At 71.9% G+C, this 14,566-nt stretch carries 13 protein-coding genes; 7 read left to right on the top strand and 6 right to left on the bottom strand.

The window, feature by feature from the left end:
• The first annotated feature begins 188 nt into the window (after window positions 1–188).
• The 6 genes from U5911_RS00175 (at window position 189) to U5911_RS00150 (ending at window position 6,326) form a co-directional block, all read left to right on the top strand.
• Window positions 189–1,574: an ammonium transporter gene (locus U5911_RS00175; protein ID WP_336034264.1), complete on the top strand. Its 1,386-nt coding sequence runs from the start codon at window positions 189–191 to the stop codon at window positions 1,572–1,574.
• 25 nt (window positions 1,575–1,599) lie between these two features.
• Window positions 1,600–1,926 (top strand): P-II family nitrogen regulator, encoded by a 327-nt coding sequence (locus U5911_RS00170; protein WP_336035858.1) that lies wholly within the window; start codon window positions 1,600–1,602, stop codon window positions 1,924–1,926.
• Window positions 1,927–2,142: 216 nt separating this feature from the next.
• Complete coding sequence (locus U5911_RS00165) at window positions 2,143–3,354, top strand: branched-chain amino acid ABC transporter permease (RefSeq protein WP_336034262.1); 1,212 nt, start codon at window positions 2,143–2,145, stop codon at window positions 3,352–3,354.
• Window positions 3,351–4,694, top strand: a complete 1,344-nt coding sequence (locus tag U5911_RS00160; RefSeq protein WP_336034261.1) for a branched-chain amino acid ABC transporter permease — start codon at window positions 3,351–3,353, stop codon at window positions 4,692–4,694. The genes U5911_RS00165 and U5911_RS00160 overlap by 4 nt, the downstream gene beginning before the upstream one ends.
• A complete protein-coding gene (locus U5911_RS00155) occupies window positions 4,687–5,580 on the top strand; it encodes an ABC transporter ATP-binding protein (RefSeq protein ID WP_418771471.1) in 894 nt (297 codons plus the stop codon). The genes U5911_RS00160 and U5911_RS00155 overlap by 8 nt, the downstream gene beginning before the upstream one ends.
• Window positions 5,577–6,326 carry an ABC transporter ATP-binding protein gene (locus U5911_RS00150; RefSeq protein WP_336034259.1) on the top strand — a complete coding sequence of 250 codons (750 nt, stop codon included), beginning with the start codon at window positions 5,577–5,579 and terminating at the stop codon, window positions 6,324–6,326. The genes U5911_RS00155 and U5911_RS00150 overlap by 4 nt, the downstream gene beginning before the upstream one ends.
• A gap of 139 nt (window positions 6,327–6,465) precedes the next feature.
• Here the strand turns inward: U5911_RS00150 and U5911_RS00145 are convergent, their stop codons facing one another.
• The 4 genes from U5911_RS00145 to U5911_RS00130 all read right to left on the bottom strand — a co-directional run bounded on the left by U5911_RS00145 (window position 6,466) and on the right by U5911_RS00130 (window position 10,523).
• Window positions 6,466–7,524 carry a DUF4350 domain-containing protein gene (locus U5911_RS00145; protein ID WP_336034257.1) on the bottom strand — a complete coding sequence of 353 codons (1,059 nt, stop codon included), beginning with the start codon at window positions 7,522–7,524 and terminating at the stop codon, window positions 6,466–6,468.
• Window positions 7,511–8,416: a S49 family peptidase gene (locus U5911_RS00140; protein WP_336034255.1), complete on the bottom strand. Its 906-nt coding sequence runs from the start codon at window positions 8,414–8,416 to the stop codon at window positions 7,511–7,513. The genes U5911_RS00145 and U5911_RS00140 overlap by 14 nt, the downstream gene beginning before the upstream one ends.
• Entirely contained in the window at window positions 8,413–9,054 is a 642-nt protein-coding gene (locus U5911_RS00135; protein WP_336034254.1) for a LolA family protein, read from the bottom strand. The genes U5911_RS00140 and U5911_RS00135 overlap by 4 nt, the downstream gene beginning before the upstream one ends.
• Before the next feature lie 167 nt (window positions 9,055–9,221).
• Window positions 9,222–10,523, bottom strand: a complete 1,302-nt coding sequence (locus U5911_RS00130; protein WP_336034252.1) for an ABC transporter substrate-binding protein — start codon at window positions 10,521–10,523, stop codon at window positions 9,222–9,224.
• Window positions 10,524–10,748: 225 nt separating this feature from the next.
• Here U5911_RS00130 and U5911_RS00125 point away from each other — a divergent pair, with 225 nt between their 5' ends.
• Entirely contained in the window at window positions 10,749–12,089 is a 1,341-nt protein-coding gene (locus U5911_RS00125; RefSeq protein WP_336034250.1) for a phosphoribosylamine--glycine ligase, read from the top strand.
• Between the two features lie 57 nt (window positions 12,090–12,146).
• Here U5911_RS00125 and U5911_RS00120 read toward each other — a convergent pair whose 3' ends face one another.
• Window positions 12,147–13,298, bottom strand: coding sequence for an NAD(P)/FAD-dependent oxidoreductase (locus tag U5911_RS00120; RefSeq protein WP_336034248.1), 1,152 nt, complete (start codon window positions 13,296–13,298; stop codon window positions 12,147–12,149).
• 118 nt (window positions 13,299–13,416) lie between these two features.
• Complete coding sequence (gene mvaD, locus U5911_RS00115) at window positions 13,417–14,397, bottom strand: phosphomevalonate decarboxylase MvaD (RefSeq protein WP_336034246.1); 981 nt, start codon at window positions 14,395–14,397, stop codon at window positions 13,417–13,419.
• Between the last annotated feature and the right edge of the window lie 169 nt (window positions 14,398–14,566).

Raw genomic sequence — 14,566 nt, 5'->3', positions numbered from 1 at the left:
AGTACCGACAGGACTGTATTAGGTTATGTCTTTGTACGGTACGCTTTAGTCCGGGAGCGTGGTGTCCAGTTCCGTGTCGAGATCAATGCCCGAACGTGGAGTGAATTCGGTCGAAACTACCGAATTCCCACTGGTAGAGCCCGAAAACGAAAACGAACCGAACCGCGGTCGTTCCGGGGTGGCCGCCGGTGCTTGACCCGACGGTCCTCTCGGCGGCCGACCCCGGCACGGTCGTGGAGGGCGTCAACACCGTGTGGACGCTCGTCGCCTGCTTCCTCATCTTCTTCATGCAGCCCGGGTTCGCGATGCTGGAGGCCGGCCAGGTGCGCGCGAAGAACGTCGCGAACGTCCTCATGAAGAACCTCATGGACTGGGGGATGGGCGTCGTGGTGTTCTTCCTCGTGGGCCTCGGCGTCGTCGCCGTCGCCGGCCAGCTCACCACGCCCGGCCTCGCGCTCGACGTCGGCGCGGCGTTCGCGTACGCCTCCGACTCCGGCACGTGGGTCGGGTCGTACCTCTTCAGCGCGGTGTTCGCGATGACCGCCGCGACCATCGTCTCCGGCGCCGTCGCCGAGCGCATCAAGTTCGAGGCGTACGTCTTCTACTCCGTCGGCCTCACCGCGTTCATCTACCCCGTCGTCGCGGGGATGGCGTGGGGCGGCACCGGCCTGCTGTCCAGCGCCGGCTACCTCGGCGAGGCGCTCGGCACCGGCTTCCAGGACTTCGCCGGCGCGACCGTCGTCCACATGCTCGGCGGCGTCGCCGCGCTCGTCGGCGCGGCCATGGTCGGCCCCCGGAAGGGGCGGTACGACGCCGACGGCGAGAGCCAGCCGATTCCCGGCCACTCGATCACGCTCGCCGTCCTCGGGACGTTCATCCTCGCGTTCGGCTGGTACGGCTTCAACGTCGGCACGCAGGCCGCCGTGCTGTCCGTCGAGGACGGCGCGCTCGCGTTCAGCGGCGACACGCTCGGCCGCGTCGCGCTCAACACCACGCTCGGCATGGGCGGCGGCGCGGTCGCCGCCGCGCTCGTCACCGCGTGGACCGAGGGCAAGCCAGACCCCCTGTTCACCGCGAGCGGCCTGCTCGCCGGCCTCGTCGCCGTCACCGGCGCCGTCCCGCACGTCACGTGGGTCGGCGGCCTCGCGCTCGGCGCCCTCGGCGGCGCGCAGGCCCCGGTCGTCTACCGCTGGGTCACGGACTCCCTGAAGGTCGACGACGTCGCCGCCGTCTTCCCCGTCCACGGGAGCGCCGGCGCCCTCGGCACGCTGCTGATCCCGGTGTTCGCCGTCGAGGGCTTCTCCGCGACCCAGTTCGCGATGCAGGCCGCCGGCATCGCCGTCATCGTCGCGTGGACCGTCGCGACCACGTGGGTCGTGTTCAAGGTCGCGGACGCGGCCGTCGGTCTGCGCGTCGACGACGACGACGAGGCGCTCGGCCTCGACCGCAGCGAACACGGCTACACCGCCTACCCCGAGTTCGTCGACGCCGGCAACGACTCCGGGCCGACGGTCGCGAGCGGCGACCCCGGTGGGATGGCCACCGACGGCGGCGAGGTGAGCGACGGTGACTGACGTCGACACGGACGTCGCGCTCGTCATGGCCGTCATCCGCCCGGAGAAGCTCTCCGCCACGAAGGAGGCGCTCGCGAACGTCGGCGCGCCCAGCCTGACCGTCACGGACGTCTCCGGGCGCGGCAGCCAGCCCGTGCTGACCGAGCAGTGGCGCGGCGAGGAGTACACCGTCGACCTCCACCAGAAGGTGAAAGTCGAGTGTGTCGTCGCGGACGTCCCCGTCGACGACGTCGTCGAGGCGATTCGCGACGCCGCCCACACCGGCGAGTCCGGCGACGGCAAGGTCTTCGTGCTGCCGGTCGCGCACGCCGTCCAGATCCGCACCGGCGACACGGGCGTCGACGCGGTCTGAGCCACGACGGCGAGACGGCCGCTGCTGTCCGAGCTTCGGCCGCGACCCGTCCGCCGCGGTCTGAGTCACGCCGGCGACACGTCCGGCCCGCCCGGTCGCCACAGCCGTCCCGTTTCTCGGGGACGGCGTCCGGGCTGTCGGACGCGTCAATTCCTGCGGCGGGAGGCGAGGTTTATTTACCCTTCCGTGTCTGAGCGTACCACGAGAGACACACACATGGACGCGAACGCAACCGTCGAACGCGGACTCGGATTCGCCCGGAGCAGCCCCGGCGCGGCCGCCGTCGCCGCGTTCGCCGCGCTACTCCTCCTCGACCTCCTCGCGAAACTCGCGGGCGTCGCGCTCGGGCCGCTCCGGACGCCCTGGTTCGCGCTCTGGTTCGGCGGCCACGTCGGCCTCGGCCAGGTCGCCGGCTACGTCTGGGACGGCGTCGTCATCGGCGCCATCATCGGCCTCGCGAGCATCGGCCTGTCGCTGACGTACAGCATCCTGAACTTCGCGAACTTCGCGCACGGCGACTACATCACCGCGGGCGCGTTCTCCGGGTGGGCCGCGACGTACGTCATCGCCGGCATCGGCGGCCTGCTGAAGATTTCGGAGACCGCCGTCCACCTCCTCACCGGGCTTGGCGCCCACCGCCTCGAGGACGCCGACCTCGTCAGCCTCGTGTTGCTGCGCACGCCGCCGCTGCAGGCCGGCGCGAACATCGTGCTGTCGCCGGCCGCGGTCGTCATCGGGCTCGCCGTCGCCGCCGCGGCGACCGTCGCGCTCGCGCTCGTGCTCGACCGCCTCGTCTACCGGCCGATGCGGGACGCCGACGGCATCTCCCTGCTCATCGCGTCCATCGGGGTCGCGTTCGCCGTCCGGTACTTCGTGGCGCTCGTGTTCGGGAACCAGCGCCGCATCGTCACCTCCGGCGAGGACCTGCCGTCCGTGAACCTCGGCGGCGTCATCGTCGACGCCCACGAGGTCACGCTCGTCGTCACCGCGGCCGTCCTCATGGTCGGGCTGCACGTGCTCCTCCAGCGCACCAAACTCGGGAAGGCGATGCGCGCGATGGCGGACAACCGCTCGCTCGCGCAGGTCACCGGCATCCCCGTCGAGCGCGTCATCACGTCCACCTGGCTGATCGGCGCCGGGCTGACCGGCGCCGCCGGGTTCCTGCTTGTGCTCTCCCAGGGCGGCCTCGGCTTCCAGACCGGCTGGCTGCTGCTGTTGCTCGTCTTCGCCGCCGTCATCATGGGCGGCATCGGCTCCATCTACGGCGCCATCGCGGGCGGCCTGCTCATCGGGCTGGCGAGCCGCGTCTCCCTCGTCTGGCTGCAGGGCGACCTCGCGTCGTTCGCCCGGCCGACGGCGTTCGCGCTGATGATCCTCGTGTTGCTGTTCCGGCCCTCGGGCATCTTCGGTGGGGTGAAGACCGCATGAGCGAGTCCGCGAGCGACTCCCCGGCCGCCGGCGCGCTCGACGTGCTGCGCCGGGTGTTCGCGAACGACGCGGTGAAGGTGGCGGCGATGTACCTCGCCATCTGGGTGGTGTTCTACGCGTTCGCCGACCACCTCGGCTACGCGAACACCGGCAAGCTGGCGCTCGTCCGCCGCGTGACGTTCCTCGCGGCCGTCTACGGGCTCGTCGTGCTCGCGTTGAACCTCCACTGGGGGTACGCCGGCCTGTTCAACATCGGCGTCGCCGGCTTCATGGCCGTCGGCGCGTACACGATGGCGATGCTGTCGGGTGCCCCGACGGGGACGCCGCCCGGACTGGGGCTGCCCCTTCCCCTCGGCATCCTCGGGGGCGTGCTCGCCGCGACCGTGATCGGACTGGTCGCGGCGCTGCCGGCGCTCAGACTGAAGGCGGACTACCTCGCCATCGTCACGGTCGGCATCTCCGAGATCATCCGCATCACCTACAACTCGCCGGCGCTCTCGGACGTCACCGGGGGCGCGCGCGGCTTCGGCAACCTGCCGACCAGCCCCGCCACCTGGCTGCTGTACCGGAACCCCACGGACCCCACGTCTGACCCCACTCCCGTCGGCGACGTGCTGTTCTCGTTCGCGGCCGACTACGGCATCCAGCAGTTCGCCGTCGTCAACACCGTCTACACGGTCGGCGTGCTGGCGGTCCTGCTCGGCGTCTACCTCCTCCTCGAGCGCACGGGGAAGTCGCCGTACGGCCGCGTGCTGAAGGCGATCCGCGAGGACGAGACCGCCGCGCAGTCGCTCGGCAAGGACACCCAGAACTTCAAGGTGCGGGCGTTCGCGCTCGGCTGCGCGCTGATGGGGCTGGCGGGCATCCTCTGGTTCGGGATGGGGCCCCGGGCGTCGGTCACGCCGGCGACGTTCCGCCCGAACATCACGTTCTACATCTTCATCGCGCTCATCGTCGGCGGCGCCGGCTCGAACACCGGGAGCGTGCTCGGCGGCGCCCTGTTCGCCAGCCTGCTGTTCGAGGCGCCGCCCATCGTCCGCTCGATCGTCACGGACGCCTTCGACGTGCAGGCCGACCCGGCGAACCTCGTCGAGGCGCTCGTCCCGGTCGCCAGCGGCGAGCTCGCGCCGCTGGCCGGCTTCCTGCTGAACAACATCGACACGCTCCGGTTCATCGGCATCGGCGTCCTCCTGGTGGTGCTCGTCCAGCGGCGGCCCGACGGCCTGCTCGGGGCGCGCAAGGAGACCGCCTCCAGCGTCGCGCTCACCGAGGACACGCGCCCGACCGGCTCGACCGGTCGCGGCGCCGCCGCCGCAGACGGGGGTGAGACCGATGAGTGACGAGGACCCGGCGAACGTGGCCGACGCCGACCTCCCCGAGGACGTCGACGCGCCCGAGGACGTCGAACCGGAGACGATGGACTCCGAGGTCGAGGAGGCGGCGAAGACGGTGCCCCGCGGCGTCCCGCTGCGCGTCGAGGGCCTCCGGAAGGAGTTCGGCGGCATCACCGCCGTCGACGGCGCGACCTTCGAGGTGGAAGCGGGGTCGCTGACGGGGCTCATCGGGCCGAACGGCGCCGGCAAGTCGACGACGTTCAACTGCATCACCGGCGTCCACAGGGCCGACGGCGGCGAGGTGTACTTCCGCGGCGAGGACGTCACGGGGCTGCGGCCGCACACCATCGCCCAGCGCGGCCTCGTGCGGACGTTCCAGATCGCCCGCCAGCTCGGCGAGATGACCGTCCTGGAGAACGTGATGCTGGCGCCGGGCGGCCAGAGCGGCGAGTCCATCGCGCGGTCCGTGCTCCCGGGGACCCGCGGCGGCGTCGTCGCCGAGGAACGGGCCCTCCGCGACCGCGCCTGGGAGACCCTGGAGTTCTTCGAACTCGACCACCTCGCGACCGAGTACGCCGGCAACCTCTCCGGCGGCCAGCGGAAGCTCCTGGAGCTGGCGCGCGCGATGATGACCGACCCGGACGTCCTCCTGCTGGACGAGCCGTTCGCGGGCGTCAACCCCACCCTCGAGGAGAAGCTCCTCGACCAGCTACACGAACTCCGCGAGCAGGGCCTGACCTTCCTGCTCGTGGAACACGACATGGACCTCATCATGGAGAACTGCGAGCACGTCATCGTCATGCACCAGGGGCGGGTCCTCGACGAGGGGCCGCCCGAACAGATCCGGAACAGCGAGGAAGTCATCGAGGCCTACCTCGGGGGTGAGGTATGAGCCAGCAGGCCTCCAGGGAGGCCAGCCTCCCGGACGGCGAGTCCGGCCTCCTCGCGGTGCGGGACCTGGACGCCGGCTACGGCGACCTCCAGGTGCTGAGCGGCGTCGACCTGGACGTCCGGGACGGCGAGCACGTCACCGTCGTCGGGCCGAACGGCGCCGGGAAGTCGACCGTGATGAAGTCCGTGTTCGGGCTGACGACGTACATGGGCGGCTCCATCACGTTCGCCGGCGAGGCGATCCACGAGCGCAAGCCCGAGGAGATCATCCACGAGGGCATCGGTTACGTCCCCCAGAACGAGAACGTGTTCGCGGGGCTGTCCGTCCGCGAGAACCTCGAGATGGGCGCGTACGTCCTCGACGAGGTGCCCGAGGACAGCCTCCGGGCGGTCTACGACCGGTTCCCCATCCTCGAGGAGCGGGACGACCAGAAGGCGGGGTCGCTGTCGGGCGGCCAGCAGCAGATGCTCGCGATGGGGCGCGCGCTGATGCTCGACCCCGACCTGCTGTTGCTCGACGAGCCGAGCGCCGGGCTGGCGCCGGACCTCGTCGACGAGATGTTCGACCGCATCGACCGCATCAACGACGACGGCACCGCGGTGCTGATGGTCGAGCAGAACGCCAAGGAGGCGCTGCGGCGCTGCGACCGCGGCTACGTCCTCGCGAACGGCCAGAACAGCTACATGGACGACGGCGACGCGCTGCTCGCCGACGACGAGGTCCGCCAGCAGTTCCTCGGCGGCTGACGCCGCTCCCGTTCTCGCCGTCGGTCGGCCGCGTCCAGGGCGCGACCCAGGGAAGCGAACGAAGCGAGGGACGCGACTACTGCGCCGTGGAAAACAGCCCGGCTGAGAACGCCCGCCGCCGGTCGCGGACCCGACGCCGTTACGCCAGCCCGGGCGCCAGCCGCGCAGTCGGGGTCGGCTGGGTCGAGTTGCCCGCGCCGCCGCCGGGCTGTCCGCCCGGCTGGCCGCCGCCCTGGCCGCCCGACGGCGCGCCCGCCTCCTTGTCGCCGGAGACGAGGAAGGCAGCGACGTTGCTGACGAACGCGTCGTTGTCGCCGTCCGTCGCCACGCCCGCGGTCAGCACGTCGGCGTCGCCGACGGCGAGCACGTTCCCGTTCCGCGCGGCGACCGCGTACGTGCCGTCCTCGCGGGTCTCCGAGCTGGCGGCCTCGGCGGACAGCACCGCCGACGCGTCGGGCCCAGTGCGGAGCGGCGTCGCGTCCAGCAGGACCGCCCGCTCGACGCCCTCGGCGACGCCGCCGCCGTCGCCGCCGGCGTACACGCGCTGGAAGTTGTTCCCGTTCTCCCCCATGTCGTAGAGGTAGCCGGCGCCGAACGTCACGTCGAACCGCGCGGCCAGGTTCGCGGGCTGGCCGGCCGCCGACGCCGCAGACTCGGTACTCAGGCCGGGCAGCGAGACGGTCGTCTCGGTCGCCGCCGTCGCCGGCGGGTTCGCCGCGAGCAGCACGCGGCCGCCCGCGTCCGCGAACGCCTCGACGCCGTCGCTCTCGGCGTCCGTGTACGCCGTCGACGGGCTCACCACGACGAGCGCGTCGGCGCCGCGCAGCGTCTCGTTGAACGGGGACGCGCCCTGGGACGCGCCGAAGCTCGACTCGCTGCCCGCGTAGAACCTGACCTCGTGGCCGGCCGCGACGAGCGCGTCCACCACGGGCTGGACGTCGTTCTCGCTGACGTCGTTGCCGTGGCTCACGTCGAAGACGACGGTCTTGGACTCGCCGCCGCTCGGCGCGGTCACCTCGCCGTCGTCCTCGACGGGACCGGTCGCCAGCGCTCCGGTGTCGTAGGCCGGTGCGTCCGGCGCGTCGCCGACGCCGGACGGCGCCGACAGCACCGCACCGCCGGCGTACGCCGCCGCGACGACGACCGCCGCGACCACCGCGACCACGCCGACCGCTCGCGCGACGTCACGCGCTCGCATTCGCGCTCACCCCCGTCGTCGTCCGGATGGTCCCGTGCAGCATCAGGTACTGGACGGTGTCCACGCCGCGGTACTCGAATACCTGTTCGGTGGAGGGGACCTCGGGCGCGTCCTCGGCGGACAGCCCGAGCTGGGAGAGGACGGACGGCTGGGGCGCGTCCATCCGCGCGACGTCGTAGTCGCCGAGGCCGGCGTCCGCGGCGGCCGCCGCGACGGCCGCGTCGACGCCGCCGACGTCGTCGGCGAGCCCGTTCTGCACGCCGGTCGCGCCGGCGTACACCTTCGCGTGGGAGACCTCCTCGCGGGTCAGGTCGATGCGGTCGCCGCGCTCGGCGAACACCGACCCCACGAACGCCCGGCGGAGCGTCTCGACGCGCTGGCGGACCTCGTCGTGGGTCGCGCCGGCGTTCTTGTCCGGGCCGGTGACGACCTGTCCCTCCGGGACGCTCGCGTCGGGCAGCGTCGCCCGGACGCCCACGCTCCCGACGACGGACGCCGGCGTGACGTAGATGTCGTCGCTGGGAACCGCGGCGTAGTACGACCCCGACGCCGCGGTGCCCGTGACGCTGGTCACCACCGGCATCTCGGCGGCCGTGCGCTTCACCGCGAGGTAGAGCTGTTCGCTGGCGGACGCCGTGCCGCCCGGGCTGTCGACGTCCAGGACGACGGCCTCGACGGAGTCGTTCTGGCGCGCCTCGCGGAGGTTGTCGACGACGCCGGTCGCCGTCTCGCCCGTGATGGTGCCGTGGAGTTCGACGACGGCGACGGTGCCGTCGGGCTGGTCAGCGTAGCTCCACGCGTACGGCGCGGCCGCCGCGCCGACGACGATCCCGACGACGACGAACGCGAGCGTCGTCGCGCGGACCGCGCCGCGTGCACGGTCGGCCGTCACGCCGGTACCTCCGCGCTGGCGGACTCGTTCTCGACCAGGGTCACGTCGTCGTACGCGACGGTGACCGTCGCCGACCGCCCGTCCGCGGTCGTCCACGACGTCTCGACGCGCGTCGGGACGTTCCGCTCGAGGTCGACCCAGACCGTCCGCGTGAGGTCCGCCGCCGACGCGTTCGACCGCGGCGTCAGCTCCAGGACGGCGGTGCGCCGCGCGTCGACGACCGTCACGCGCTCGAGCGTGACGTTGTTCGCGCGGACGAGTTCCTCGGCGAGGTCGCCGAACCGCGCTGGCGTCGCCGGTCCGTCCGCTCCGAGCGCGGCGTCGAACACCGGCCCTGCGTCGGTCGACCGCGCGACCGTCTCGCCGGCGCGCGGGCCGTCCGTGTACGTCACTCGCTGTCGCTCGCCGCGCTCGACGTCGACGGTCGCCGATACGGTGCTCGTCTCGTCGCCGACTGCGACGGTCCGCGTGACGTCGGCGGAGTAGCCGTCGAGGGCGGCGTGTCGCTGTTCGACGTAGTCTCCGACGGCGGCCGCGTCCAGGGAGCCGTCCGAGGACAGCCCGCCGATGCAGCCGCTCGTGAGGAGGGTCACGGCGAGGGCGGCGGCGACCGCCACTCGCGTTCGCTTCGTGTGCATGCGTGTCCGCCTCACGCTTCTGCGTCCCCCGACTAAACTCGGCGGCCGCGTTCGCACGGCCCGAGAATCCACTCCGGTCGCGAGCGCGGCTCAGTCCCGGCTGCGCGGTTCCGTACGACTCCGTCGCTGCGGACGCGGCGTCGAAAGAACGCGGGTGGTCGCGGGCGTCAGGCCGAGAACTCGATCTGGTCGATGGTCTCGATGCCGCCGCCCTCCTCGAAGCCGAAGTACTCGTAGGTCGCGGCGCGGAGGTCGCCGTTGTCGTCGAACGCGACCGCGCTGGACGCGCCGTTGTAGTTGATCTCCGTGCCCTCGGCCGCCATCGCGAGGCCGTCGGCGAGGGTGCTCGGCGTCACCTCCTCGCCCTCGGGGTTCGCGACCGCGCGCATCTCGGCGGCGATGGCGCTCCCGGAGTTCTCGCCTGCGCGCGCGTTCGCGAGCAGGCAGACCGCGGTGGCGTCGAACGCCTGCGCGGTGAACACGCCCGGCTCCGAGCCGTACTCGTTCTGGAACTGCTCGTCGAAGTACTCCCGGCCCGGCCCGGCCGCCAGCGGCGCGGTGCCGGTGACGTTGTCCATCGACTGGCCGACGTCGGCCGGCAGGCTCGACGACCGCAGGCCGTCGGTCACCAGGATGGGGACGTCCGTGTCGAACTCCGAGTAGAAGTCGCTGAACAGCTGGACGCCGCTCTCCGGGTAGCCGATGACGACGACGACGTCCGGGTCGTCGTTCAGCGCCTGCGAGAGCCGGGACGTGTACGACGACGCGCCCTTCTGGAAGGACACCTGCTGGTTCACCTGGCCGCCGCCGTCCTCGAACGCGGACACGAAGCTCTCGGAGAGCAGCTGGCCGTAGGAGTTGTTGACGTACATCGTCGCCGCCGTCGACGCGTCGAGTTCGTTCACCGCGATGTCTGCGAGTACCTGCCCCTGGAGGGCGTCGGTCGGCGCGGTGCGGTAGATGAGGTCGTTGTCGTTCAGGCCGGTGATGTCCGGGGACGTGCTCGCCGGCGAGCACGCGGTGATGCCGGCCGGGATGAACACGTTCTCGTAGACGGCGATGGACACCTCCGAGGACGCCGCGCCCGTCACCGCCGGGTAGCCGCCGTTGCGCAGCGACTGCGCGGCGGACTGCGCTGCGTTCGCGTCGGTCTGGGTGTCCTGGACGTCGAAGTCCAGCGTGAAGTCGGTCTCGCCCTCGAGGACGACCTGCGGGAGCACCGCGGCGTCCCGGATGGGGCCGCCGAGGTCCGCGAGGCCGCCCGTCGTCGGCAGGAGCACGCCCTGCTTGAGAGTGCGGTCGGCCGCGCCGCCGCCTCCGCCGCCGGTAGTCGTCTCGGCGGCCGTCGTGCCGTCTCCGTTCGCGGCCGTGGTGTCGGGTGCGGTGGTCGTGTCGTCCCCCCCGTCGCCACCGCCGCCGGTACACCCGGCGAGTCCCGCGATGCCTGCTGCCCCGACTCCCCTGATCACGTCGCGCCGATTGATACGTGGTGGCATATCCCGCATTAACACTCAATTAGTATAAATGAATTCCGGCTACGACACCTTTCTCGCGGACTCGACACGCCGATTCGGGCCTCGAGGGACGGAGTCCGGAGCTGAGATGTCTCCGCGCTGCCAGTACCCTGGCGCGTCTCGAGCCCCCGAGACTGGTCCGGTCGCCAACCTTTTCGTCGTTCCCGTCGACCTCTCGCTATGCAGCCCACGAAGTTCCTGTTCGTCTCCGCGGACGCCGCGCTCATCGGCGACGTCGCCTGGAAGGTCCACGAGGAGGGCCACGACGTCAAGTACTACATCGAGGCCGAAAGCGACAGGGAGATCGCGGACGGCTTCGTGCCGAAGACCGACGACTGGCGCGCGAACGTCGACTGGGCCGACGTCGTCGTCTTCGACGACGTCTGGGTCGGCAGCGACGTCGGCACGGGCGAACTTGCCGCCGAGCTGCGCGCCGACGGCCACGCGGTCGTCGGCGGCACGCCGAACACCGACCGCCTCGAGGAGGACCGCGGGTACGCCATGGAGGTCCTCGAGGCCAACGGCGTCAACACCATCGACCACGAGGAGTTCACGGACTTCGACGCCGGCATCCAGCACGTCCGCGAGAACCCCGGGCCCTACGTCGTCAAACCCCTCGGCGAAGTCCAGAACGTCAAGCGCCTCCTCTACGTCGGCGACGACGACGACGGCAGCGACGTCGTCGACGTCCTCCGCGCGTACGAGAAGGCCTGGGGCCACCGCATGAAGGGGTTCCAGCTCCAGCGCAAGGTCGAGGGCGTCGAGGTCGCCGTCTGCGGGTTCTTCAACGGCGAGCGGTTCGTCGAACCCGCGAACTTCAACTTCGAGCACAAGCGGTTGTTCCCCGGGAACATCGGTCCCTCGACGGGCGAGATGGGGACGTCGATGTTCTGGTCGCGGCGCAACGACCTCTTCGAGCGGACGCTCGGCCGACTCGAGGGCTGGCTCGCCGACGAGGGCTACGTCGGCAGCATCGACCTCAACTGCATCGTCAACGAGACCGGCGTCTACCCCCTGGAGTTCACGCCGCGGTTCGGCTACCCCACCATCACGCTCCAGGAGGAGTCCATCGAGTCCTCGACGGGCGAGTTCTTCCGCGAGCTCGCGTTCGGCCGCGACCCTGACGTCGACGTCCACGACGGCTACCAGGTCGGCATCCGCGTCGTGCTGCCGCCGTTCCCGTTCGACGACGAGAAGACCTACGACGAGAACTCGCGGAACGCCGCCATCGTCTTCGCGTCCGACGACGACGACGGCGCCACGACGCCGCCGCCCGGCGTCCACATCGAGGACGCCAAGCGCGTCGACGGCCAGTGGCGGGTCGCCGGCGACAGCGGCATGCCGCTGGTCGTCACCGGCAAGGGCGACACAATGGGCGAGGCGCAGCGACAGGCCTACGAGCGCGTCGACGACGTCCTCATCCCGAACCTCTACTACCGCGACGACATCGGCGACCGCTGGGTGGACGGCGACGGCGACCGCCTGCACGCGTGGGGGTACCTCGGCCCCGCCGACGAGTAGGCGGTCCGGCGGCCGAGTATCTCGGTCCGGGCCTGCCGGCGAGTGGCTCGGTGGCCCTCACTCGCCGGACGCGACCTCGAACTCCTCGCGGAGCAGTCCGACCGCCCGTCGGACGCCGCCCGCCGACGCCAGGTAGCTCGCGCCGACGCCGGACTTCACCGCGTTCGCCGCGGCGCCCCGGAACACCGTCGGGCCCACCTGCGCGACCGCGCCGTCGCCGACGCTCACCAGCCAGCCCGGCGAGTCGAACGTGTACCGCTCCAGCCTCGGGCGGAAGCCGTCCGCGGGCTCGCGGACGTCCGCGACGATGGCCTCGACGTTCCGCGCGGCGACCTTCGCCTCGCGGACCGCAGCCTGCGCGCTCGCCGGCACGCTCGCGCCCTCCGCGTCCACGACCTTCGCGGCGTCCCCGACGACGACGGTCCGGTCGTCGACGGTCAGGTCCGCGCGGACGGCCACACGCTCGCCGCCGAGCGCGTCGGGCCCCCGGATGCCGCCCGTCCACACGAACACGTCGTACTCGACGTCGCCGGCGTCGGTCTCCACGGCGTCGTCGGTCGCTCGCTCCACGGTGACGCCCGTCCTGACGTCCACGCCCTCGCGGTCGAGCTCCTCGCGCACCGCGTCCTGGAACGCCGGCGGGAACGACGGCGCCACGTCGTCGAGCGCCTCCAGCAACACCACGTCGACGTCCCCGGCGGCGCCCTCCTCGCGCGCGAACGCCGCGAGCTCGCCCGCGGTCTGGACGCCGGACAGCCCGGCGCCGCCGACCACCGCGGTGCCGCCGCCCGCCGCGAGCACGTCCTCGAAGTCGCTGCGGACGCGCGCGGCGTCCGCGAGGCGCTTCAGCGGGACCGCGCGCTCCTCGACGCCCGGCAGCCCGTAGAACGCCGTCTCCGCGCCCAGGCAGACCGCCGCCGCGTCGTAGTCCAGTCCCGACCCGTCCGCGAACTCGACGCGGCGGCTGTCGCGGTCGACCGCGTCGACGGTCGCCACCTCCACGCGCGCCCGGTCGAAGATTTCGGACAGCGGCACCTCGATGTCGTCCGCGAACCCCGGCCGGCGGATCGCGCGGTGGAGCTCGTGCTGGACGAGGTGCCGGCCGTTCTCGTCGACGACCACGAGGTCGACGTCCGCCGGCAGGCGGTCCTCGAGTCGGTCGGTCAACACCACGCCCGCGTAGCCTCCGCCGAGCACGACGACGCGCATACCCGGACTTACGGCCGTCAGCCCCAAAACGGTACCCGGTCGAACCACCGAGCATGCCCCGGAACGACCGCGGAGCCGCCCTCAGAACAGCGCGTCGTCGTTCGGTCTCCTGGTGTCGTCAGAACAGCGCGGCGTCGTCGTCGAGCACCTGGGCCGGCCCGCCGACCCGCCAGACGTCCGTCTCGACGCCACAGTCGCCGATCCGCGCCTCGACCTCGTCGGCGTACGCCGCGCGCGTGTTCACGTACACGGTCGCGCCCGTGTCCGTCGAGAAGTAGACGGGGACGTCCTCGTCGCTGCGGAGCTCCCGGACGGCGTCGAACACCTCGATGGTGTCCGGTTTCCAGTACACCCACCCGGCCGGGCCGGTCATCGTCGTCGCCGCCAGCGACAGCGAGTCGTGTTCGGCCGTCTCGAAGACGCGGTCGAAGTCCCCCTCGCGGAGCGCGTCCCGGACCTCCGCGAGCTGGTCGTGGACGTGCGCGAGCCGCGCCTCGAACATGTGGCTGTCCGCGGCCTCCGCGTGCGCGTGCTCGGTCTCCTTGTACGCGGGGACCTTCGCGACGACGACGCGGACGTCCGCCGCGAACGACTCGGGGACGTCGAGGCGCTCGCTCCGACAGTCCTCGTCGTTCAGGCCCGCGTGCAGGTCCGAGAACCCGCCCGTGACGGCGCGCGCGGCCGACGACGACCCGCGGCGCGCGATGGTCGACACCTCGGGGAGCGTGTACTCGAGGCCGGCGGCCTCCGTGGCGGCCAGTGCGAGCGCGGCGAACCCCGACGAGGACGACCCGAGGCCGATGTTCGACGGGAAGTTGTTCTCGCTCTCGACCCGCACGCGGTCGTCGAGGCCCGCGCGGTCGCGGACCTCGTCGACGACCGTCCGGACCCGGTCGGCGCCGCGGCCCTCGAGTCGCTCGCCGTCGACGACGTACGCGTCCTCCTCGCGGTCGGCCTGGAACTCGACGGTCGTCGTGGTGTTGCTCGGCGCGGTGCAGACGCTGATGGAGTCGTGGTACGGGAGTCGCAGCTCCTCGTCGCGCATCCCGTGGTACTTCACGAGCCCCTGGATCGGGTGGGCTCTCGCCGTCGCTCTCATACCCCGATGGGGGTCTGTCGCGCGCATAAACGTCCCGGAAGCCGCCGGGTAGCGGCGTTCGGGTACGCACGTGGGACAGCGTCGGGCTGGCAGGCGGCACGCTCGGGCAGACCGTCCGAACCGGTCGGCGGTTCGGTCGACCACCGGATTCACGTCCGGCAGGGCGGCG

This window comes from Halobacterium yunchengense, from assembly GCF_037031165.1.
Lineage (GTDB): Archaea > Halobacteriota > Halobacteria > Halobacteriales > Halobacteriaceae > Halobacterium > Halobacterium yunchengense.
The sequence above is the reverse complement of the archived record's forward strand: the minus strand, read 5'-3'. Positions and strand labels throughout refer to the sequence as shown.